Genomic DNA, 21674 nt, shown 5'->3' with positions numbered 1-21674 from the left:
TAAATGCACTCCTCTTTGAACAAATAAATATAGCTCATTTCTTAATTGACACCCTATTTTATACTTCCTTGAATGACATCACTCTGCGTGTACTTTTACTCGATCAAAACTTCCAGTGGGTGCTTTTTCAAGAATTCTTTTATCTTTTCTCTTTGAGCAAACCGCTATTTTATGTTGACCTCATCCATTTTTCACCACTATTTATCTGTAACCATCAGACTAGCTAAAACCAGCTACCTACAGAATGTAGGCTTTACCTCCAAAGCAATTTAAAAATCTAACCCCGCATCATACGGGTCTTCCACCGTTGGAATAAATGGTGAGAAAAAGGAATCTGCTTGTTGTGTTAATTCACCTCTTCTCATTGCATAAGCTTGAGTTTCAGTCTCAGTAATAGCACCGTGATCAATGATATAGAGAAGACCATATGATCCAGGTGCTAACTTTGCTACATGCCTGAAAAATTCTATAGGACAAGTACCATCCTGATTTTTCTTTGAAGGCACGCGATTTCTTACTCCTGCAGTATGTAAATAGTAACAGCCATTTACGACACCCAACTTAAGAAGGTCATTACCCCACTTCAGATCTTTCATCCTCATTTCGATTAAATGAATCACTCTATCCAATTCATCATCATCAACTTCTTCAACACCCGGAGATAATACTAATGAAGCCCACCCATGAAACTCGTACATTCTTAATCCCCCATAATATTCTAGTGGCTTGACGAGCCAATTTCCTCTTAGTATTTCTATTATACAACTCAGTTAGATAAAGAAGATTGGGTATCTATCATTTAAACTACCTCTACCTTTATTAATCCCGATTCATAGTACTACTGTTCTCTTCTGCATGAAGAGTACTCATTCGATGAGCAATTTGAGAACACTAGAGCTGAAGGAGCTTGTTTTGTTAAAAGTACTTGTGGTATGGTACTTTCAACCAATAACAAGGGATAGTGGAGGGGAATGTTATGAGAAAAGTGATTGTAGCTACGGTAGCTATATCCTTGGCTTTATCGGGATGTAGCTTCAATCCAGATACCATATCGGCAAAGATATACAAGAAAATCACTCTATCAAAAGAAGAGAAGGAACAAATCGCCAAGAAGGCAAAAACAATGGACGAAACCCATTTCCCTTCAATGATAAAGGGCTATAAGAAGAAAGAAGATACAGTTAATATTGAACTATATGGCTCATTTGATGAAATGGACAAAGAGTATTTAAAGAAGTACAACAAAAATTTAACCGGCTACCAGCAACCATTTAAGAGTAAAGCAGACTTTAACAAGTATTGGTTTGATCAAGACAATGACGGCAATTATGATGAAGAACCTTCGAAATGGGATTTGTTTTTTCAGGCTCAGAAACAATTCCTTTATCTCCCTGAGGTTGATAAAGTAAATATCGCCACCTCTCATAAAAATCACACATACACTATATCAGTAACCCGTGAGGAAATGAGTGATTTTGTAGGAGTTAATTATTCCAAGCTATCTCCTACCTTCATACAAGACGAATTAGTAGGTAGAGAGTTATTCGATATCGATGACGAAGAACATAAGGACTACATAGACAAAGTATATTGGGATGATTCGATTGCTGATCGGTTGTTTGAAGAGTTTGGAAGCATCGAATGAGAAAGAGTAAGGGGAGCGAACGTCGAATCAATAATGATAGGAGAGCAAAGATGAATATTCTCTACTTTCCTGAGTTTGACGATCGTTCCCCATCCTTACTGGCTTCAGATCCGCTAGACCGCCACCTCTACTCTGCATCCAACCATCACCCACCACTTACCCCATCTCATCATCCGAACCAATTAAGAGCATCGCCAACAGGAGCCCCAATACACAAAGAACCGCTTGGAACGTCCAGCCCGCTTGGAAGGATTCGAAGGTGCCGCTGGGGAACTGACTTCCAATTACATTCGTTAAGAGCAATACCCCTAGCGCTCCTCCCATTGCGCGAAGCATGCCGAGGGTCATGAGGACGGCTTTCACTTGACGAGCGGAGACGCGGGCAAAGATTCCTTCGTGCAGAGGAGCACCAATCATAAAGCCCATGCTCAGCCCCAATAGAAGTAATGCCACAATACCCACTTCCCAGCCCTCTACGATAGAGAGAAGGTAATAAGCGATCGCGCCTGTGAGAAAGCCCAGCACGAGAACCAGGGTATAACCAAAGCGTATCGCTAGTTGTCGACATAATGGGAGCACCACCCAGGCACATGCCGTCACAATCGCCAATGCCAGCCAACCCAGACTTGGGTCCTGTAAAAGCTGGCCCGCCCATGCGGGCAATAGGACGACTGCCATCCAGCTTGCCCCCGTTAGGATCACAATCAGATGGAGGAGAAACATATGACGATCACGGGCAAAGTGTCCTCTAAAGAGGGGACGGACAGAAATTCGTTCCATCATATAAAGAGGAACCATCAACCCAAAGCCCAAAAGCCAGTAGGGAAGAGAGGTCGGCTCCCAGAGCGACAGTGGGAAGGATTCGACCTCCAAGAGGGTCATGGCTAACATAAGAAAGAGAAAATGAGAAAAGAACAATCCGAGGCTCCCATAAGAAAAAGGCTTTAAGCGCTCAGCCGTGTCTTGGATATATCGCGGAAAAAGGAGGAGCACAACCACAGCAGCAACAAAGTAAAGGAAGAAAACACTTCTCCATCCCCACCATAGCCACACAGCGGTTGAGGCACCAGAGCTCGCCACCATCAGGATAATAAAACCCGCTACCATTCCTTTTCGCTGGATGGGGGCGCTTTTCATCATTTTTCTTCTAAGTGTTTCTGAAAACAGGGGCACAAATCCACCCGCCCCCACTGCCTGCAAGAGGCGACCACTAAGAAACAAGGACCAACTTGTGCTGACGCTTGCCAAAAGGGCACCGAGGGCAAACCAGACAAGAGAGAGCACAAACCATTTCTTTTTCCCTATCACTGCCGTTCCCATCTCCATCAATAATAGCGACACCGAAAAGACGGCTAGATGAAGAGCAAGTGCCCACGCACTCCACTTCAGCGAAAGGGAAAATGTATCTTGTAAGGAGGTCAGCAAGGGAGCGATCATAGACAAGTCTAATACACTAACAAACAAAGCAATAATATAGGTTTCCATTGGCAGTGCCTTTTTTGCTCCCATCTCTTTCTCTCCTTTCTGTTTCCTAAGGTCTGGTGTTTGCCCATTACTTTCTCTTCTCTTCTACCCCCTTAATCAAGTGGACCAATAGTTCATTGACAGGAGTAGAGATGCCATGTTGCTGCCCGTAAGAGACCAATGCCCCATTAATGGCTTCCACTTCTGTCGAACGACCCGCCTGCCGATCTTGCAACATAGAGGAGGTATTCCGTGCGGTCTTCGTATACACGCTCTCTACTTTTGCTTTCATCTCTTCCATCGTCGAAACCTCGATCCCTTCTGCTTCAGCCACTTGCATTGCTTCTCGTAAGATGAGCTCCATCACTTCATTCATAGGAAGACGAGTTAAAAACCCATTGGGTTCCTCAAGCAATGTTGTCAGCGGATTGATGACACTATTAATCATCACTTTTTCCCACATACGCGACCGAATCAGTGGCTCGTAATTGATAGGATAAGAAGCCTCACGACATTGCTCGATAAATGGAATAAACCAGTCCGGTAGCGGGCGATCGGCTACCATTGGACCCACTCTGGAGAACCCCGCTCCTGTGTGCCATACTTGGTTCCCTTGCTTCCGCAAGGCACCTTCCGTCGTAACAGCAGCGCATACATGCGGGGAAGGAGCCTGATGAAAATAGGTTTCTTGTCCCAATCCATTTTGCCACAGAACAAGCACAGTCTCCTTATGGGTATGGGCCAAGATCCGCTCTGCGACAAGTGGCAGATGGAATTGCTTCAAAGTGACGAACAAGCAATCAAACACGGGCATGTCCTCTAACTGGCCATGGTCTGCCTCTACCGCTGGATCCACCCTCACATCGACCCAGACTCGCTTCTCTTCCCCCGTCAGGGTGCGTAACTGTATCCCTTGTTGCTGAATGAGCTTTGCTTGTTCGTGCGTCCGTGTGATGAGAACGGTACTGCGTTGGAGCTCCTGTATACGGGTACTCCACAGTAACCCCAGTGCTCCTCCTCCCCATACTCCAATGTTCACGCTCTCACCTCGCTTTATTCTCCCTCCATCCTATTTCACTTCCCCGCTAGATGCAATATGAACAATCCTTTATCTAAAGAAAGAGAGCCGACATTTTTTGCCGGCCCCGTAATCTACACCCTCTCACCTACTAAGGTCCATCTGAAAGACAGAGAGGGCATGTCCCATCATCAATCTATCCCTCTTTCTTTCTAACCCGAAGCACTCCTTCTTTTCTAGCCCTAATGACGAAGCACAGGGCTTTGAAGAAGGTTACACGGGATAGACCGGATGCTTTCTTTTAGCAAACGCGGTCTCTTTTCCTTCATAGGCTACTAAACGAGCGATCAACTCTGTTCGCAACGCATCAGGAGCAACAATATCATCCACGATTAATTCCGCGGCGAGTCGATAGATATCGATATCTTCCATATACTCGGCTCTCTTCTGCGTAATAAATTGTGTGCGCTCCTCTCCTTCGAGGGCTGCAATGTGATTGCTATACACGGCATTGACAGCTGCCTCAGGCCCCATTACGGCAATCTGTGCCGTCGGAAGGGCAAGACAACAATCTGGTTCAAAAGCAGGACCTGCCATCGCGTACAAACCGGCGCCATAAGCTTTTCGTACGATGACTGAGATTTTGGGAACCGTGGCTTCCGACATGGCAGCTATCATTTTGGCCCCGTGTCGAATAATCCCGCTCCTCTCAACCTGAGTTCCAATCATAAACCCAGGCACGTCAGCTAAAAAGAGCAGGGGAATCTGAAACGCATCGCACAAAGTGATAAAACGGGCAGCTTTGTCTGCCGTATCGGTAAAGAGGACGCCTCCTTTTACTTTAGACTGATTGGCGACAATGCCGACGGCTTTCCCGTCCATTCGAGCAAAGCCTGTGATAAGCTCCGGAGCAAACAACTTCTTCATCTCAAAAAAGGAGTCCTCATCTATCAAAGAATCAATCACTTCCATCATGTCAAAAGGCATATTCTGATGATCAGGAACAATATCGGCAATCGGTCGGGCTGATGAAGAAGGATGCTTCGCTTCGATAACAGGCGACGGGTGACGATGGTTTCCTGGGAAATAAGAAAGGTAGGTTCGCGCCAGCGCAATGGCTTCCTCTTCTGATTCCGCTAAGACGTCCCCACATCCACTCTGCGTACAGTGCATGCGGGCTCCTCCCATTTCCTCTAGTGATACCTTTTCTCCAATCACCATTTCCGCCATGCGAGGCGATCCGAGGTACATACTGGCATTTTGATCAACCATAATCACCACATCACAAAAAGCCGGAATATAGGCTCCTCCAGCTGCGGATGGACCAAACAGCAGACAGATTTGCGGGATGTTACCCGAGAGTTTCACTTGGTTATAAAAAATACGTCCGGCCCCACGTCGACCAGGAAACATTTCAATCTGATCCGTAATCCGTGCGCCTGCCGAATCCACCAAGTAAAGCATCGGAACACCCAGACGTTCTGCCGTCTCTTGAATACGGATAATCTTCTCTACTGTACGTGCTCCCCATGATCCCGCTTTTACCGTAGAGTCATTGGCCATCACACATACCTTTTGCCCATGAATCTTGCCGATCGCCGTTACTACCCCGTCAGCCGGCAGAGACGCTTCATTCGCGTTGGCAAACAAACCGTCTTCCACAAAGCTCTCTTCATCAAATAACATTTGCAGACGATCTCTTACAAACAACTTCTCTTGTTGCTTTAAACGTTCATGATACTTGGGAGCTCCCCCACTTTCTATTTGTTCACGCCTCTGGTGTAAGGTTGATTGCGTATCTTTGTTCATAGAAATCCTCTCCTCATTCTCCTAGATAGATCGGTTTTCGTTTCTCTCGAAAAGATTGTAGCCCTTCTATGCGATCTTTGGTTGGTATGAGTGCTTCATATGATTTCGCTTCCAACATCAGTCCCGTGTGAATATCTACTTCCATCCCTTGGTCAATAGCCGATTTGGCTTGAGCCACTGCCAATGGAGCGTTGTCAGAGATCATTTCCGCCAACGACAGGGCACGAGGCAATAATTCTTCCGCTGGTGTCACCTGTGTCACTAATCCGATGTGATGAGCTTCTTCTGCCCCGATTCTTTTGGCGGTAAAGATCATTTCTTTTGCGATCGCACTCCCTACCAGTCGCGGGAGACGTTGGGTCCCACCCGCTCCCGGAATAATCCCTAAAGAGGTCTCAGTCAAACCAAAAAGCGCTTTCTCGGAAGCGATTCGGATATCGGCGGCCAGCGCCAACTCCATTCCTCCTCCCAGCGCCCATCCATTCACTGCTGCAAAGACAGGCTTCGGTAGTTGGGCGATCTCATGAAATGTTTCCCGGATCGTTTGAACATAGTGACGCACTTGATCTGGGGACATCCCGCGTCGCTCTTTCAAATCGGCTCCTGCACAAAAGGAAGAACCGCTTCCCGTCAGAATGACCGCTCGTGTCGCTTTGGAATAATACAGCTCAGCAAAAACCTCACGTAGTTCCTGTAAGGTAGGTAGGTTGAGTGCATTATTCACTTCCGGTCGCTGGAGAGTAATCACTGATATTCCTTCTCTTCGTTCCCATTCAATCGTGTTCATGGATAGCCCCTTTCTGTCTCTTGTAGAAATTAGACATTAGAAGAGAATATTTGGCTAATTTTAAAATAAAACTTTCATTCAGCTCTGAGCCAACACACTTTGTAATACTTTGGAGGGCAATGTTTTTTGTAGATCGGTTTGCAAGGAAGCGCTAATCTCGCACAATGCTTCTAGATTTACTCCAGTATCGATGCCGTTACCTTCTAGCAAATAAACGAGGTCCTCCGTTGCCATATTGCCGGCTGCCCCGGGCGCATACGGACATCCTCCTAAGCCACCAAAGGCTGTATCCAAGGTGCGAATTCCCTCTTCCAGAGCAACATAGCTATTAACCACGGCCATCCCGCGCGTGTCATGAAAATGACCCGCCATTTGGCTGATGGGAAAATCCGCTTTTAGTGTTTGTAACACTTGCTTGACTTGTTTGGGAACGGCCACCCCAATGGTATCCCCGAGGGAGATCTCGTAGACACCATACGATAATAGCTGTTCACAAATTTCACTCACTCGCTTCAGTGAAACTTCGCCCTCATAGGGACAACCAAAAACGGTAGAGACGTATCCACGAACCTTTTTCCCTTGATCCTGTGCGCTTGTAATCACTTCTCGCAGACTCAGTAGCGATTCTGAAATCGTTTGATTCACATTTTTGCGATTATGGGTCTCGCTTGCAGAGAGAAATACCGCGATTTCATCGATACGGGTCCCTTCCGTCCGCTCCAACCCTTTCATATTGGGAACCAAGGCACGATAGCAGACATCGCTACGCTCTGGCAAAGAAGATGCCAATTCGCCCGCATCCTTTAGGGCGGGAATCCATTTGGGATGAACAAAAGAGGTTACTTCCAACTGCTTTAGACCTGCTTCTACTAATTGTTGGATCAGTGCGCGTTTGCGCGCAGTCGGTATAAATATCGCCTCATTTTGTAGTCCATCCCGCAATCCCACCTCTACGATTTTAACGCTGTCCTTCATTCGTCCCCTCCTGTTCGCTCTGTCATCATGCAATCACGATGAGGATATCTCCTTCTCCCACAAAAGAACCATTCTCTACTTTCACTTCTTTGACCACCCCATCTTGTTCGGCGGCGATGGGTACTTCCATCTTCATCGACTCTAAGATAATCACTTCTTGGCCCGCTTTCACTTCTTCCCCTTCCGCGACTAAGATTTTAAAAACGGTCCCTGCCATCGATGCTTGAATTTGCTTCATTCTCTTCATCCTCTCATCATGCGATCGTTACGTACCCTCTTCTTACCTATATTAGCGAACGACTACCATAATCCTTCTCCATCAAGACTTCAACAAACGCTCAAGAAACTGGGTGTCTACCTTGCCCACCTGAAACGCTTCTGTTTCTAGCACCCGTAGGAGAAGAGGAATATTGGTTTTAATTCCTTCTATTTGGATCGAGGCAAGTGCATCGGTACTTCGCTGAAGCGCTTCCGCTCGATTGGAACCGCTTACAATGCACTTAGCAATCATCGGGTCATAAAAAGGAGAGACACTATTCCCTTCCTCCACCCCCGCATCGATGCGAATCCCTTCCCCTGCTGGATAAGAAAGGCGCGCAATCTGTCCTGGTGATGGAAACAAGGTTTGTGGGTTCTCAGCGTAAATACGATATTCAATAGCATGTCCACTTGCTTGCACCTGATCTTGTCGCATGGTTAGTGGCTCGCCTTGCGCGATTTTTAGTTGCCAGTAAACCAGGTCATACCCCGTCACAGCCTCTGTTACAGGATGTTCCACCTGTAAACGCGTGTTCATCTCTAGAAAATAAATGTTTTCATCCTTATCTACCATAAATTCTACTGTTCCTGCGCTCGTATAATTGACTGCTTTGCCGGCTTGCAGAGCCGCATCAAACAAACGTTGACGTGTATCTTCTTGAATGGAAGGAGATAAGCTCTCTTCGATCACCTTCTGATTGCGTCGCTGTACCGAACATTCACGCTCAAACAAGTGGAGAAGGTTCCCCTGATCATCTCCCAATATTTGTACTTCCACGTGCCGTGGCTCCTCAATATATCGCTCAAGAAATAAGGTTCCATCCCCAAAATAGGCTTCCGCTTTGGCCTTAACAGAGGGCAATTGTTTTAGTAGCTCCTCTTCTGTTTTGGCCACTACCATACCAATCCCGCCCCCGCCACTGCTCGCTTTCACCATGAGCGGATAACCAATGCGGGTCGCTTCCGTCAGAGCTTGCTCTACCGATTCAATCCCCTCCGTACCAGGAACGACCGGAACGCCTGCCTCTTCCATCAGGCGACGTGCCACCACCTTTTCTCCCATCTGTGCGATCACTTCCGCTGTCGGTCCAATAAAGAGAAGACCTGCATCGCGAACCGCTTCTGCAAAAGAAGCATTCTCAGAGAGAAGACCATAACCAGGATGAATGGCGTCCGCCCCTGTTTCTCGAGCCGCTTTTAAAATGGCATCGATATGTAGGTAGCTTTGCTTTACTGGAGGTGGTCCAATGTGAACGGCTATATCCGCCTCCTGGACATAAGGCATATCCTTATCGGCATCCGAATAGACCGCTACAACCTCTATACCAACCTTTCTACATGTTCGTATGATTCGGCGCGCAATCTCGCCTCGATTCGCTATGAGGACTTTCTGTATCGCCATATATGTTCTCCCTTCCCATCTAAAAATAATCATTCACCTATTGCAATATTGGCTATTGACGTTCACATGAGAAAAATTCGACAAATTATTCGTTTTTCCTGCTTGCCTCTGTCAGTTAGAGAAAATTACGCTCCTCCTACTTAGTCATGTTATAATGAAAATGAAGGTTGGACACATAGAGGAGGGTTCCATCCACATGCAAGTAGAACGTCTCAAAATCAACTACAAAACCTTAGAAGAGTTCCGAAAGTTTCAAGAGTACGGCCTACAAGAACTTTCTATGTTGGAAGATCTACAGGCCAACCTAATTGAAAACAATAGCAACTCGCCTTTTTGGGGAATTCATCATGAGGGTAAGCTCATCGCCCGCATCAGTTTGTATCCCATTGATAAAAAATACGATCCCTTTTTTGAACCGGCACACGATTACTTCGAACTGTGGAAGTTAGAGGTTCTTCCCCCTTATCGGGACCAAGATTATGGTACGGCGTTGATTGAGCACGCCAAAAGCTTAGGGAAACCGATCAAAACAAATGCGCGACGCGGTTCTGATGATTTCTGGGTCAAAATGGGGTTCACTCCTGTCAACTATGACCCGGTGCGTGATCGTGGCGAAAACCCTTATGTTTGGTTACCTGAGGGAGTCAAACTAAAAGAGATCTAAATGGATGATCCGGATAGAGAGAGGACCCATTCACTCCTCTGAGAGGAACTGCTTCACCTGTGTCCCCAGAGGATGGGTTCGTAAAAATGAATCATATGGGGTTTTGAATATAGGACGGGGATCACTCTCTGGGTCTCCACCCTCGCTTAAGAAATTCTTTTGATTCAGAGTGATTCCGCCTCTTCTACGCTATCCAAGGGAAGTCCTGCAAACTCATCTTTTCTTGCGCTTCCCAACCTAACCTTTTCTCAAGGTGCCCTATTCATGCTCCAAAACATGAAATAACCCACCCAAGTCCTTGGTGGGTCATCCCCGCTATTTATCCACTCTTTCTAAGTTTCCATTCGAATCCATACGAAATTTTGATTTTAGGTGATCCGCTTCCTGCTCTTCGAGGAATGCCATCTTACGTGCACGGTCCATGATTTGAATCAAGGCTCTGTAATCGTCGTTTACCACCTGATAATCGGTCTCTACGTTATCTAAGCGGCCACGCATTTCACTATTTTCAACTTCCAAACGAGAAATACGTTCTTCACGCTCATTTAAATCCCTTTCCAATCTTTCCTGATAGCTTTTCATCTCTCGTAATTCATGCTTGTAGTGACGCAAAAAACGAATGATCGAATCGATGGACAAACTTTCTTCTTTACCAAACTCATCCGTGAACGTGACACGAGAAGACCTGCCTCGTGATTGCGCATTCTTTTGCCGTTGTGATTTGGCAATCTGAATCGCTGCATCATATTTTTTGCGTACATAGCTGTTCCAACGGAAACCGCATGCAGCCGGTGTTCGCCCTAGCTTTTCTGCTACCTCTTCAAATGCGAGTAGCTGGGTACTTCCTTCTCTTATATGGCGCAAGGTAACCTCTGCTAACACAAGATCGTCTTCCGATGTCCATGCATCTTGTCTCTTCGCAACCATCATCGGACCTCCTATTTCCTCTTGAAAATAACTCACGTTGTTTTATCTGTATGCTAGAGATATAAAACGTAGTATATGGGACTACTATTTTTTATATCCCAATTTCACTTTCCTTATACACACGTAAGTGGGTGAGGAGGTAGTTGATAGACAATCCCGTACTCTAAATGCCTCTATTAGTAGGCGTACAAGGTTTCTTTCAAGTCAATGATGATGGCGATTTTTTTGGTTGTTCCCATGAATGGGGTGAATGCTACCCGTTGCAAACTTGTAAGGACTACCCTAGCATAAACCAAGTAGCTTTACACTTTGTGTCGCTTTGTTTTCTTCTGTAAGAAAGCGTTGACCGCTTGCCGATGCTCTTCAGATTCCCATAACCGGGAACAAAACTCACTCTCCTGACGACAATCTTCTCGTTGCACCTTCCCATCTCTTGCAGCCTGCGCTACTTTCAGATAGGACTGAATGACAGGAAGAGGGGCTGTGGTTAATCGCTCCGCTTCTTCTTGCACAGAAGAAGAAAAGTCCTTGCTTGCGATGATGCGATCCGCCAAGCCCAACGTTTCTGCTTGTTCACTAGCCAACCGCTCGCCTCCCAACAAGAGCGGGAGCGCCTTGCTATAGCCAATTTTTTGCACCAGCCGGCTGCCACCTCCCCAGCCAGTGGTAATAGCCAGGTGAACTTGCACAAAGCCAAACGAGGCCTGCTCAGTAGCAAAAATTAAGTCGCAACTTACCGCCACCTCACATCCGCCTCCAATTGCTGTCCCATCCACTGCTGCCACCGTTAGCTTGTCCATGTTTTGCAGTTTATCTAAGCACTGATTCATCTGCCACATCACAGGGTAGATTTCCTCGTAACTCTCTTTCTCGTGAAACTCGTTTAAATCTCCACCAGAGAGAAAGGTACGATCATCCCCTGTTAAGACAACTGCTTTTATTTGTGGATCTGCTTGGTAGATATCTAATGCTTGCTCCAGCTCATCCACCATCTTTTGATTCACTGCGTTTCGTACATGCGGACGGTTAAATGTAATCCATCCAACCCCATTTTTTCTATCCATTTTAATGGTCTCCATTGGTTCCTTCCCTTTCTGTCAAGAAATTGCCTTGAAAATCGTCTTTTGGCTTATCCCTGTTTTATGGTATCATAACGATGGGTATCATTCCGGTCGATATTGGGATGCTAAAGGATAAACGGATATTTATCGCTACATAATGTCAAAAGGGGTGAAAACCATTGGATAAAATGTTTCGTGTCTTAGGATTTTGGACATTTGCCATCGCGCTTATGTTCCTCGCAGGCGGAATGAATGTGCTTGCTATTCTCTTCTTAGTAGAAACCGCTATCTTCGTGATTCTTGGTTATATGCGTTTTACTGAACGAACCTATATGTACCTGTTTCACGCCTACATGATTATCACCTTTATAGGGATGGTCACCTATTCCTACTTCTTTATGCACTAAAAAGCTCCCGTGAGGGAGTCTTTTTTATTATAGAATTTCGTTCCTGCTTTGAATCAGCACTTTAAACCTTTCACCCATCGCTTCTGGTAGAATAAGTTGCTTAATCGATCGCAACTGACGAGCTTCTTGACTAAAGGGGTCTCGGTCTAGTGAGAGATTCCTGATCTCGTCTAAGATCCCTTGTCTTATGAGAAAAGAGGATTGTGTCTCGTAGGAAACAACCTCCCACCCCGCTTTTTCACCCCACCTTTTTAATGCACTAAAATTAACATCATAGGTGATATCATCTGCTCCTGGAGAGCGAAATACTTCGTCGTGTACCTGATGATGAGAAAAACAACGTAAGCTTCCCTCCATCCGTGCAGGTGAATAAACCTCTGCTGTCTCTCCCCCGTAGTCGATCGTCACCAATAGGGATCTTGCGAAATGGCTCCCTATCTTCTCAAGCCATGCGCGCGAACCTAAAGAGACCTCTACCACTTGTTCCCGAAGTAACCTATAATCCAATTGTTGAAAGTAACGGTCGTATATCGTGACTTCCTGAGGAGTAAGAAGCGAATATCGTTCTACGAAAGAATCCCCGTCACTTTCCACTGTCACCATCTGCTCTTCCCAAGCTCCATTCCGCTGACGTACACGCGCTGTAGGGAGTGCATCAAAAAATTCATTGCTAATCACTATCGTAGGGAGGTCTCGCGAAACCTCTTCTATCCTCTCCACCCACTGACATGGACGGAGGTGCTCACTGGAATCTAACCGTTTATGTTGCCGATTTTGGTGGTCGTGACTCGTATCCAGCAAATAATAGACAGCAGGCCCATCTCCCTGCTCTTGCCATGCTCCCATTAATTGTTCAGCTAACCGCCCATCTCCTGCCCCCAGCTCCAATACCGTCCACTCTTCTCCGCTCCATCTCTCTTCCTTCAATTGAGAAAGCGCTCGTGCCAATACACGACCAAAGACAGAGCCCACTGCGGGACTAGTATAAAAGTCACCCTCTCGGCCAATCTTCGTCCGCTCTTGCTGATAGTATCCCCACAAAGGATGATATAAAGCCAGTTCCATATAACGTGTGAAGGGAATCGCTTGTGTCGGGGAGGATTGAATCTCTTTTTTGATTTGTTCTTTAAGAAGGGTGTGCTCGGGGTGCATGGATTAACCTCCCTATCACTCGGAATAGTATGTATTTTCGGGTTATGTGTTTCAATTCCAGCATGGATACAATTCAAACGAGGAGGTGACAAGCATGAACATCAAAGTGGGTGAATGGGTTTCAATTCCAGCATGGATACAATTCAAACCCTTCTTCACAGTACCACAGCACCAACGGCTTTTCCACCTCATACCAAGCCAAATGTCTGTGAACCTCCAATCTTGCAAAAAACCCGGGAGGTTCACAGACATTTAATAAAATCCAGATAAAACCATATCAGTGTGACTCTCAGACTGGAAATCTTGAATCTACACCCTTCTAGATGAAGGCGACTTTTTTCAACTGGAACAGGGTAAAATTCGCCTCATATGAAAAGAGCATTTAACACAACCATGGTAGCGTGGTATTGCTAAAAATCTCTATTCCACCGGACCGGTCCATTCCAGCATACCACCCTTTAAGTTAAAGAGAGAGGAGAAGCCTTGTTCCGCGAGGTAATAAGCTGCCATTTCGCTTCGTCTGCCACTACGACAAATCAATAGGAGATCGTGGTTACGATACGACTGTAGCTCGTCTAATCGTTCTTCCAATTGATCAACGGGGATATGAAGGCTTGCTGGAATGTGCCCTTCAGCAAACTCTTCCTCTGTTCGCACATCTACCAAGGTGTATTTTTTCAGCTCTTGATCAGCGGCACCTAACTTGCTTGCTTCAATATCTTGATAGGGTTTATTCATTTACTTTTGCTCCTTCCATGGGATTTCTTATTTTTGCTCATACTCTTCCATCATATCGTGAATCCATATCTCCATTTGCGATTCTGTCATCGCGCCTTCATGCCGGCGGTGAATTGTTCCATCTGGTAATATAAAAAGTGTAGAAGGCAGGTTGCCCACGACGTACTTTTTCGATATGACTTTATTGACATCCATCCAAATGGGGAAAGTAAGATCGTACTGCCGGACAAAGCTAGATACAGCTACTTTGGATTCTTCGAGATTTACACCAACAACGACGACATCTTCCTCCTGATAACGCTTATAAGTATTTTCCAGTGCCGGCATTTCTTCTTTACAAGGGGCGCACCAGCTCGCCCAAAAATTTAGAAGCACATACTTCCCTTGCAGGTCACTTAGCTTCCCTTGCTCTCCGTTCACCGTATCGAGGACAATTTCTGGAGCTTTATCGCCTGCTTTCGGCTTTTCTTGCCCTCCTTCTTGCATGGTTAAGTATATCGCAAATCCGACCATCAGGATCAGTAAGATCATTGTGATGCGTCTTACCCAATAACGTGTCTGTTTCTTCATGATCCATTCCCTTTCCTTCCTTTAACCTTCCCTATTACTACTAAAACCCTTGAAATCCACCCATTAGATTGGTAAACCATTGCGTAATCACGGTCATCTGATCAAAGTAGAGTAAAACTCCAAAAATGACCATAATTGCACCGCCCACTTTCATCACTTGGCCGGAATATTTTAAGATCCAACGAGCTCTTCCCACAAAAAAGGCCATGACGAAAAAAGGAACGGCGAATCCTAAAATGTACACCACTGTATACAAAATTCCCCGACTTGGGTCTGAAGCTGCCATTGCCAACACCACCGACAAAATGGGACCTACACACGGTGTCCAACCTGCAGCAAAAGCAATTCCCACCAATGTTGAACCGAGGTATCCCATCGGCTTTTTGGTCACTTCAAACCGACGCTCATGAATAAGGAACTGAGGTTGAAAGATGCCCATCATAAACAGACCCATAGCGACGATTAACACCCCACCCAGCATCCGAATCAGTGATTCATACTGAATAAATGCTCCACCAATCCAGGTGAAAAAAAATCCGATAGCAAAAAAGACAATCGAAAATCCAAAAATAAAGAAGAGGGTGTGTAACAACATCGCCCGTTGCATCTCTTTTGTTTGCCCGGATCGATCAGAGAGTTGGCTCACAGACATACCCGTAATATAGGAAAGGTAAGAAGGGTAAAGAGGAAAACAGCAGGGGGAGATAAAAGAGAGCACCCCTGCTCCAAAAGCCAGCCATATTGTAATTTCTCCCATTCTCTACGCTCCTCACTGCTTTAACGTATCTTCAATCATTCGGAAAATATCTTCACGCGACATTTCGCCTACAATTTTCTCGTTAATTTTACCATCCTTGTCTACCATATAGGTGATCGGTGTCGCTTGCACCTGATACAGTTGTACCGCTTCTCCTGTTTCGTCAAGGAGGACTGGAAAGGTATACCCTGTCTTTTCTATATACTCCTGCACATCTTCTTTTGAATCACTCGACGTCCAATTCACCATCATAAAGTTGGCTTTCTCTTTATATTTCTCGTAAGCTTCCTGCATGTAGGGCATCTCTTTCTTGCAATACCCGCACCAGGTCGCCCAAAAGTTGATCAGCGCCGGCTTACCTGACTCCAACTCAACCGTTTTGCCATCCAATGTATTTAAAGCAAAAGAAGGGGCTTGTTCTCCTACTCTCGTCCCTACATTCCCTGCCTTGTCTTGTGATGTCGTCTCCGCTTCCTCAGATTGGCCTCCTTCCTCTACCTTCTCAGTAGAAGAAGTGTTCGTACTTGGTTCGTTCTCATCCGACCCATCCGAACCCAGTCCTTGCCACAACGAAAGTGCAGCAGCTACCACCAATACCACTGCAATCACCAGATTGCGTGAACGCACCAGCGCCACCTCCCTTTCTTCATGAATCGTCTCCATTGTAAACCAAGGCGCACGATGATCATACTCCTATTATTATATCGTTTGTCCCACAAATATTTGTGAATAAGTGGTGAGAAATCAAAAAAGAAAAGAGATAGACTCTCTTTCCTCTTATCAAAGCCCTGCCATTAAATCTTATTGACGTGGAGCTAGCAGTTTCTTATTCTCCTCTTCCACTACCCTTCTCCCGTTTCACTCGCCCCTCTCGCTCCCCTTGGCCCGCGTGGTCCGCGCCGTCCTCTTGGTCCACGAGGACCGGTAGCTCCTAGAGTACCTGTCGGTCCAGTAGCTCCCGTTGGGCCTGTTGGACCAATCGAGGTGAGCGATCCTACTTTTGTGACAAAGCCATCGACAATACCACTACCAAATTGGGTTTGAAAAGCAAGGGATGTTGTTGGAAAATCTGATGAATCTGTTCCCCCTGTAATATAAGCGCTTCCGCTATTGTCAGCGGCTACGGCGAACCCAACATCCACAATACTTCCGCCAAGATAAGAGGAGAATAGAAGGCCTTGACCCGAGAAACTCACCTGCGAGATAAAAACATCTAATATTCCGCCCAGGCTATCTTGAAACGCGTCGGAAGTAACAGGAAAGGTGGTGGAATCGGTCGTCCCTGTAACCCAAGCATTACCAAAAGAATCAACTGCAATGCCCAGTCCAGCGCTGAGTCCAGTATCTCCAGTCAAAAAAGTGGAATAGGCCAGGGCACTTCCGCTTTTGTTTAGTCTACTTACGAAGGCTGACTCTACCGCGCCAGGCGGAAACGTTGGTTGAAAGGCATTATTGGTTGTAGGAAAGTTGGTCGAACTCGTATTTCCAGTAATATAGGCATTACCCGCCCCATCTAAGTCGATCGCCTCCCCACCATCGAAAGAACTTCCTCCGACGAAGGTGGAGTAAATCTGCGTTGAGCCCGTAGGGTTTAACTTTGTGACAAACGCGTCCGATCCTCCTCCGAAGATGGTTTGCAATGCACCGGCACTCACCGGAAAATCGGTTGAACTCGTCTGCCCCGTCACGAAGGCATTCCCTTGACCGTCCGCCTTAATGCCAAAGCCAAGGTCAACACCGCTACCTCCTAAGAAGGTCGAATACACGAGAGAAGACCCTGCCGCATTCACCTTTATCACAAAGGCATCCGTTGACCCAGCATATACCGTTTGAAAGGCACCCATGGTGACCGGAAAATCAGATGAATTGGTGAATCCAGTGACAATGGCACTTTGATCGTCATTGACTACGATCCCTTCCCCAGCTGCCCCGCCAGATCCATTCATATAGGTGGAATAGAAAAGGGAAGTCCCATCCGCATTCAGCTTAGTTACAAAAGCGTCGGTTGTGCCCGATAAAATCGTTTGGAAAGCGCCTGCAGTAACTGGGAAGTTAGTCGATTCCGTAAGCCCTGTCACATACACATTTCGCGTAGCATCAAGACCAATGTCATTCCCCGCATCTACGCTACTCCCACCCAAAAAAGTAGAGTAAAGAAGCGAGCTACCTGATCTATTTAATTTAGAAACAAACACATCCGATGCCCCAGTGGATAACGTTTGGAAGACACCCGTGGTAACTGGAAAGTCAGACGATGTTGTTGTCCCCGTTACATAAGCATTCCGTTGATCGTCCACGGTAATGCCATTCCCTAAATCATAAGCACTTCCTCCCAAATAAGTAGAGTAGAAGACCACTGGATCAATCCAGAGTCTCTCTGTGGGATCGTACGCTTCTCCTATCTGAAAGCCAAAAGAACCATCATCATGGAGGAGAAAATGGGTTGGGATCGTTCTTCTCTTCCCCCTCTTCCATTGAAAACTGACAGGTTTCTCTTCCCGTAAAACACCTCGCCCCGTATAGACAAGTAAGTCTTTATCTTCCGTGAGGCGGACCTCTTTTCCACCTTCGTATTCGAAATGTATGGTTTTCAGATCCGCTCCTGGACGCACAACGATATCATATTTTAATCGTTGCTCGATTCCATAAAAAACGATATCCATTCCTGGCCATACTTCTTCGTATAGGACTTGCTCAAAAATCTCTCCGCATTCATCATACTGTTTGATCCCCTGTGGGATGACATCGTTATCCGCATCCATCCAGCGTAAATGCAGTTCAGGAGACCCATCTAGTGTCAGTAAGACGCCTCCCTGTTGAAAAAGATAATGGATTCCCCCTATCTTCGCTTCATAATAGGGTAGTCCTTCCTTTCCGCTTCCACGAGAAAAGAGCCGCTTTTTTACATTCCTCTCCATTCCATTTACTATCATCTAACTTCCCTCCCTACCTTGTTGCTGTATCCTATGATGTAAAGGCCTTCTTAGTGAAGTACTTCCTTTTCCTGTGAAAGCATCGGGTATCATATAGGTAAGGAGTGATTCAGATGGGAAAGCGGAAGGAAGACTTACACCTCCTGATCGATCGCTTAGAAAATGATAAGGTGAACTGGGCGTCAGAGGATATCAATAACAAGACCCTCGCAGAGCTCGATGACGAAAGAGAACACAATGAATGGGCTAAGGTCCGCGATTCTCGTCTCAGGGAGGGCAAGATACACAGGGTTCCAGAGGGAAAACAATGACGAATAGGCTACTTTTGAAAAAATATATAAAAAAGGACTGGCGGCTTCGCCAGTTCTTTTTCCTGTTCGTTGCTATCTCGAAAAAATATCTCTTCCTTGTTTTACTCCTATCTTTGCTTAGAAGAGGGGAGCCACTCTTTTATACTACTCTACCTCATATCCTTGCTCTTCAATGGCTTCTTTCATCTCTTTTTCTGTCACCGTATCGGGATCATAGGTGACCGTCGCCACCCCTTTGTCTACCTCCACTTTCGCTTCTTTCACTCCATTCAGCTTTTCTAATGCTCCTTGCACTGCCCGCTTGCAGTGGTCACAACTCATTCCTTGTACTGCCAATGTTCGCTGTTCCATTGCTGAAAACCCCTTTTCATAAAATGATATTGGCTATTTTTCTTCGTCCAGTTTAACCCCTTTTAATCGTAAGGCATTCGTAACCACAGAGACGGAGCTAAATGCCATCGCGCCTGCCGCTACCCATGGGGCAAGTAAGCCTGCCGCGGCAATCGGGATGCCGATGGCGTTGTAAAAGAGCGCCCAGAAGAGATTTTGCTTAATGTTTCGCATCGTTATCTGGCTTAAGTGGATCGCGGATGGGATCACACGTAGATCTCCTCGCATCAGGGTAACATCGGCTGTCTCTACAGCTATATCCGTCCCCGTACCCATTGCCATTCCAATATCGGCGGCTGCTAGAGCAGGTGCGTCGTTGATCCCATCACCCACCATCGCGACGCGGTGCCCTTGTTTTTGTAACTGATGAATCTCGTCTACCTTCCCTGCTGGCTTCACCTCAGAGCGGACGTGTTCAATCCCCACCTCGCGAGCGATCGCACGCGCCGTGCGTTCGTTGTCTCCTGATACCATCCACACTTCGATGCCCATACTCTGCAACTTCTCTACTGCCTTCTTGGACGTCTCTTTTACCGTATCCGCTACCGCCACGATACCAATCAGCTCACCATCCACTGCAACCAGCATCGCTGTCTTGCCTTCATTTTCTAGTAAGGCCATCCTCTCTTCGTGTTCGCCCATCCTAATTCCTTGTTCATTCATCAACCAGCGAGTCCCAATCCAACCTTCTTTTCCAGCGACGGTGCCTCTAATCCCATTTCCCGTAATGGAAGTGAAGTTCGTTACTTCCATTAGTTCGATACCCCGGGACTCCGCTCCCTCTACCACTGCCGTCGCGAGCGGATGTTCCGACATCTTCTCCAGTGAAGCGGCCCATTGCAGAATGTGATCTTCATCCCAATCCGTCAGTGAGATAATATCCGTTAGCACGGGTTCCCCATAGGTGATCGTGCCGGTCTTATCCAGTACAATCGCATCAATTAAGTGAGTTTGTTCGAGATGAGCTCCTCCTTTAAATAAGATCCCATGCCCTGCTCCTTTGCCCGTTCCAACCATAATCGAGGTGGGGGTAGCCAAACCGAGCGCGCAAGGACAGGCGATCACCAGCACCGCTGTCATATTGACCAGGGCCGTCTCCACATCTCCTGGAGCCAAGAAAAGAATCCATAAGAGGAAAGTAAAGAGAGCAATCCCGACTACAATCGGGACAAAAATGCCCGAGATCCGGTCAGCCATTCGCTGAATAGGAGCTTTTTCTCCCTGTGCTTCCTCTACAATCTGCACGATTTGAGCTAAGACGGTCTCTTTGCCCACTTTGGTCGTACGGAAGGTAAGACTCCCATTCTGATTGATGGTCGCACCAATTACTTCATCGCCCACCTTCTTATCTACGGGAACACTTTCACCGGTAAGCATCGATTCATCGACAGCCGACTCACCGGTTTCGACTATTCCATCAACAGCAATCTTCTCCCCTGGTTTAACACGAATCAAATCCCCTACCACAACATCTTCTATCGGAATTTCTTCTTCCTTATCTTCTCGAATCACGCGGGCGGTCTTGGCTCGTAGCCCAACTAACTTTTTGATCGCTTCCGATGTTTGGTTACGTGCCCTTGCTTCTAACCACTTCCCTAATAAGACTAAAGTGATAATGATCGCGGCCGACTCAAAGTATAAATGGTCTCCTCCACTTAACACTACGTATACACTGTAAAAATAAGCAGCAGATGTTCCTAATGCCACGAGTACATCCATATTAGCCGAACCATTCTTCAGCGCTTTATATGCCCCGCGATAAAATGCACCGCCCGCGTAAAACTGTACAGGGGTAGCCAAAGCCCATTGCACCCAACCATTATGCAGGATATCCACCTTTAAAAAGGGAACCCACATGCCGATCATCGCCCATAATAGTGGCAGGGACAACACCGCAGATAACCAAAATCGACGTTTCTCTTTCTTAGTTGGATCTTCGTCACCTGTTGTTTGCTCCTGGTTTCGCAGAGAGGCTTCATATCCTAAGTCAGCTACCTTTGCCACGAGGGAATCTTCTGTTACCATTCCTGAGATATACTGGACTCTCGCTTGGTGCGTTGCGAAGTTGACTTGCGCCTCCATTACTCCTGATAACTGGTTGAGTCCTTTTTCAATTCGTGTCGCACAGGCAGCACAGGTCATCCCATCGATGGTTAATTCGATCGTTTCTTGCTTGACGTCATAACCGAGGTCCTTTACCTTCTCCGTCAAATCCTCCAGACTTACCTTTTCTTCATTCAAGGTTACGTTCGCTTTTTCCGTCGTCAGATTTACATGTGCATCTTGGACCCCCTCCATTTTTGCTAAGCTTTTTTCAATCCGATTGGAACAGGCCGCACAGGTCATCCCCTCTATCGGTAAAGCGATTGACCGCTTCGAATCACGATTCATCATTTTTTCCTCCTC

Annotated in this window: 22 protein-coding genes; 4 read left to right on the top strand and 18 right to left on the bottom strand. The window is 46.4% G+C overall.

Annotated elements, in window-relative coordinates:
- Positions 1–269 precede the first annotated feature (269 nt).
- A complete protein-coding gene (locus tag AC6RGY_RS03025; protein WP_499859721.1) occupies positions 270–698 on the bottom strand; it encodes an Imm7 family immunity protein in 429 nt (142 codons plus the stop codon).
- A 278-nt stretch (positions 699–976) separates the two neighbouring features.
- On the opposite strand from AC6RGY_RS03025, the gene AC6RGY_RS03020 reads away from it, so the two are divergent.
- Positions 977–1645: a hypothetical protein gene (locus tag AC6RGY_RS03020; RefSeq protein WP_499859720.1), complete on the top strand. Its 669-nt coding sequence runs from the start codon at positions 977–979 to the stop codon at positions 1643–1645.
- Positions 1646–1801: 156 nt separating this feature from the next.
- Here the strand turns inward: AC6RGY_RS03020 and AC6RGY_RS03015 are convergent, their stop codons facing one another.
- From AC6RGY_RS03015 to AC6RGY_RS02985, 7 genes are all read right to left on the bottom strand, one after another.
- Positions 1802–3154, bottom strand: a complete 1353-nt coding sequence (locus AC6RGY_RS03015) for an MFS transporter (RefSeq protein ID WP_499859719.1) — start codon at positions 3152–3154, stop codon at positions 1802–1804.
- 43 nt (positions 3155–3197) lie between these two features.
- On the bottom strand, positions 3198–4148 hold the full coding sequence (locus AC6RGY_RS03010) for a ketopantoate reductase family protein (protein ID WP_499859718.1): 951 nt from the start codon (positions 4146–4148) through the stop codon (positions 3198–3200).
- A 252-nt stretch (positions 4149–4400) separates the two neighbouring features.
- Complete coding sequence (locus AC6RGY_RS03005; protein ID WP_499859717.1) at positions 4401–5936, bottom strand: acyl-CoA carboxylase subunit beta; 1536 nt, start codon at positions 5934–5936, stop codon at positions 4401–4403.
- A gap of 13 nt (positions 5937–5949) precedes the next feature.
- Positions 5950–6723 (bottom strand): enoyl-CoA hydratase-related protein, encoded by a 774-nt coding sequence (locus AC6RGY_RS03000; RefSeq protein ID WP_499859716.1) that lies wholly within the window; start codon positions 6721–6723, stop codon positions 5950–5952.
- A gap of 78 nt (positions 6724–6801) precedes the next feature.
- Positions 6802–7698, bottom strand: coding sequence for a hydroxymethylglutaryl-CoA lyase (locus AC6RGY_RS02995; RefSeq protein ID WP_499859715.1), 897 nt, complete (start codon positions 7696–7698; stop codon positions 6802–6804).
- Between the two features lie 25 nt (positions 7699–7723).
- Positions 7724–7936, bottom strand: coding sequence for an acetyl-CoA carboxylase biotin carboxyl carrier protein subunit (locus AC6RGY_RS02990; protein WP_499859714.1), 213 nt, complete (start codon positions 7934–7936; stop codon positions 7724–7726).
- Between the two features lie 81 nt (positions 7937–8017).
- Positions 8018–9352: an acetyl-CoA carboxylase biotin carboxylase subunit gene (locus AC6RGY_RS02985; protein WP_499861445.1), complete on the bottom strand. Its 1335-nt coding sequence runs from the start codon at positions 9350–9352 to the stop codon at positions 8018–8020.
- A 202-nt stretch (positions 9353–9554) separates the two neighbouring features.
- Between AC6RGY_RS02985 and AC6RGY_RS02980 the strand changes: the two genes are divergently transcribed.
- Positions 9555–10022 carry an N-acetyltransferase gene (locus AC6RGY_RS02980; RefSeq protein WP_499859713.1) on the top strand — a complete coding sequence of 156 codons (468 nt, stop codon included), beginning with the start codon at positions 9555–9557 and terminating at the stop codon, positions 10020–10022.
- A 315-nt stretch (positions 10023–10337) separates the two neighbouring features.
- Here AC6RGY_RS02980 and AC6RGY_RS02975 read toward each other — a convergent pair whose 3' ends face one another.
- Both AC6RGY_RS02975 and AC6RGY_RS02970 read right to left on the bottom strand, forming a co-directional pair.
- Complete coding sequence (locus tag AC6RGY_RS02975) at positions 10338–10949, bottom strand: RsfA family transcriptional regulator (protein ID WP_499859712.1); 612 nt, start codon at positions 10947–10949, stop codon at positions 10338–10340.
- A 302-nt stretch (positions 10950–11251) separates the two neighbouring features.
- Entirely contained in the window at positions 11252–12013 is a 762-nt protein-coding gene (locus AC6RGY_RS02970; RefSeq protein ID WP_499859711.1) for an enoyl-CoA hydratase/isomerase family protein, read from the bottom strand.
- A gap of 185 nt (positions 12014–12198) precedes the next feature.
- Here AC6RGY_RS02970 and AC6RGY_RS02965 point away from each other — a divergent pair, with 185 nt between their 5' ends.
- A complete protein-coding gene (locus AC6RGY_RS02965; protein ID WP_499861444.1) occupies positions 12199–12417 on the top strand; it encodes a DUF2626 family protein in 219 nt (72 codons plus the stop codon).
- Between the two features lie 27 nt (positions 12418–12444).
- Here the strand turns inward: AC6RGY_RS02965 and AC6RGY_RS02960 are convergent, their stop codons facing one another.
- The 6 genes from AC6RGY_RS02960 to AC6RGY_RS02935 all read right to left on the bottom strand — a co-directional run bounded on the left by AC6RGY_RS02960 (position 12445) and on the right by AC6RGY_RS02935 (position 18567).
- Positions 12445–13569, bottom strand: a complete 1125-nt coding sequence (locus AC6RGY_RS02960) for a class I SAM-dependent methyltransferase (RefSeq protein ID WP_499859710.1) — start codon at positions 13567–13569, stop codon at positions 12445–12447.
- A 420-nt stretch (positions 13570–13989) separates the two neighbouring features.
- A complete protein-coding gene (locus AC6RGY_RS02955) occupies positions 13990–14307 on the bottom strand; it encodes a rhodanese-like domain-containing protein (RefSeq protein ID WP_499859709.1) in 318 nt (105 codons plus the stop codon).
- A 27-nt stretch (positions 14308–14334) separates the two neighbouring features.
- A complete protein-coding gene (gene resA / locus AC6RGY_RS02950) occupies positions 14335–14877 on the bottom strand; it encodes a thiol-disulfide oxidoreductase ResA (RefSeq protein ID WP_499859708.1) in 543 nt (180 codons plus the stop codon).
- A 40-nt stretch (positions 14878–14917) separates the two neighbouring features.
- Positions 14918–15634 carry a cytochrome c biogenesis CcdA family protein gene (locus AC6RGY_RS02945; protein ID WP_499859707.1) on the bottom strand — a complete coding sequence of 239 codons (717 nt, stop codon included), beginning with the start codon at positions 15632–15634 and terminating at the stop codon, positions 14918–14920.
- Between the two features lie 12 nt (positions 15635–15646).
- Positions 15647–16261 (bottom strand): TlpA family protein disulfide reductase, encoded by a 615-nt coding sequence (locus tag AC6RGY_RS02940; RefSeq protein ID WP_499859706.1) that lies wholly within the window; start codon positions 16259–16261, stop codon positions 15647–15649.
- A 215-nt stretch (positions 16262–16476) separates the two neighbouring features.
- A complete protein-coding gene (locus AC6RGY_RS02935; protein ID WP_499859705.1) occupies positions 16477–18567 on the bottom strand; it encodes a DUF7948 domain-containing protein in 2091 nt (696 codons plus the stop codon).
- A 113-nt stretch (positions 18568–18680) separates the two neighbouring features.
- On the opposite strand from AC6RGY_RS02935, the gene AC6RGY_RS02930 reads away from it, so the two are divergent.
- Entirely contained in the window at positions 18681–18878 is a 198-nt protein-coding gene (locus tag AC6RGY_RS02930) for a hypothetical protein (protein ID WP_499859704.1), read from the top strand.
- A gap of 144 nt (positions 18879–19022) precedes the next feature.
- On the opposite strand, the gene copZ is transcribed toward AC6RGY_RS02930, so the two are convergent.
- Positions 19023–19229 (bottom strand): copper chaperone CopZ, encoded by a 207-nt coding sequence (gene copZ / locus AC6RGY_RS02925; protein ID WP_499859703.1) that lies wholly within the window; start codon positions 19227–19229, stop codon positions 19023–19025.
- A 33-nt stretch (positions 19230–19262) separates the two neighbouring features.
- Positions 19263–21659: a heavy metal translocating P-type ATPase gene (locus AC6RGY_RS02920; protein ID WP_499859702.1), complete on the bottom strand. Its 2397-nt coding sequence runs from the start codon at positions 21657–21659 to the stop codon at positions 19263–19265.
- Between the last annotated feature and the right edge of the window lie 15 nt (positions 21660–21674).

It is taken from the genome of Mechercharimyces mesophilus (assembly GCF_059818345.1).
Note: the sequence above shows the minus strand (reverse complement) of the source record. Positions and strands in the feature narration are given on the sequence as shown.

What these genes read in the sequence shown, in the direction of transcription:
- AC6RGY_RS03005 (WP_499859717.1), bottom strand. Translation starts at nt 5,936, where the DNA reads ATGAACAAAGATACGCAATCAACCTTACACCAGAGGCGTGAACAAATA.
- copZ (WP_499859703.1), bottom strand. Translation starts at nt 19,229, where the DNA reads ATGGAACAGCGAACATTGGCAGTACAAGGAATGAGTTGTGACCACTGC.
- AC6RGY_RS02920 (WP_499859702.1), bottom strand. Translation starts at nt 21,659, where the DNA reads ATGAATCGTGATTCGAAGCGGTCAATCGCTTTACCGATAGAGGGGATG.
- AC6RGY_RS02980 (WP_499859713.1), top strand. Translation starts at nt 9,555, where the DNA reads ATGCAAGTAGAACGTCTCAAAATCAACTACAAAACCTTAGAAGAGTTC.
- AC6RGY_RS02960 (WP_499859710.1), bottom strand. Translation starts at nt 13,569, where the DNA reads ATGCACCCCGAGCACACCCTTCTTAAAGAACAAATCAAAAAAGAGATT.
- AC6RGY_RS02955 (WP_499859709.1), bottom strand. Translation starts at nt 14,307, where the DNA reads ATGAATAAACCCTATCAAGATATTGAAGCAAGCAAGTTAGGTGCCGCT.
- AC6RGY_RS03020 (WP_499859720.1), top strand. Translation starts at nt 977, where the DNA reads ATGAGAAAAGTGATTGTAGCTACGGTAGCTATATCCTTGGCTTTATCG.
- AC6RGY_RS03000 (WP_499859716.1), bottom strand. Translation starts at nt 6,723, where the DNA reads ATGAACACGATTGAATGGGAACGAAGAGAAGGAATATCAGTGATTACT.
- AC6RGY_RS02990 (WP_499859714.1), bottom strand. Translation starts at nt 7,936, where the DNA reads ATGAAGCAAATTCAAGCATCGATGGCAGGGACCGTTTTTAAAATCTTA.
- resA (WP_499859708.1), bottom strand. Translation starts at nt 14,877, where the DNA reads ATGAAGAAACAGACACGTTATTGGGTAAGACGCATCACAATGATCTTA.
- AC6RGY_RS03015 (WP_499859719.1), bottom strand. Translation starts at nt 3,154, where the DNA reads ATGGGAGCAAAAAAGGCACTGCCAATGGAAACCTATATTATTGCTTTG.
- AC6RGY_RS02995 (WP_499859715.1), bottom strand. Translation starts at nt 7,698, where the DNA reads ATGAAGGACAGCGTTAAAATCGTAGAGGTGGGATTGCGGGATGGACTA.
- AC6RGY_RS02935 (WP_499859705.1), bottom strand. Translation starts at nt 18,567, where the DNA reads ATGATAGTAAATGGAATGGAGAGGAATGTAAAAAAGCGGCTCTTTTCT.
- AC6RGY_RS02945 (WP_499859707.1), bottom strand. Translation starts at nt 15,634, where the DNA reads ATGGGAGAAATTACAATATGGCTGGCTTTTGGAGCAGGGGTGCTCTCT.
- AC6RGY_RS02975 (WP_499859712.1), bottom strand. Translation starts at nt 10,949, where the DNA reads ATGGTTGCGAAGAGACAAGATGCATGGACATCGGAAGACGATCTTGTG.
- AC6RGY_RS02965 (WP_499861444.1), top strand. Translation starts at nt 12,199, where the DNA reads ATGTTTCGTGTCTTAGGATTTTGGACATTTGCCATCGCGCTTATGTTC.
- AC6RGY_RS02930 (WP_499859704.1), top strand. Translation starts at nt 18,681, where the DNA reads ATGGGAAAGCGGAAGGAAGACTTACACCTCCTGATCGATCGCTTAGAA.
- AC6RGY_RS02970 (WP_499859711.1), bottom strand. Translation starts at nt 12,013, where the DNA reads ATGGATAGAAAAAATGGGGTTGGATGGATTACATTTAACCGTCCGCAT.
- AC6RGY_RS03025 (WP_499859721.1), bottom strand. Translation starts at nt 698, where the DNA reads ATGTACGAGTTTCATGGGTGGGCTTCATTAGTATTATCTCCGGGTGTT.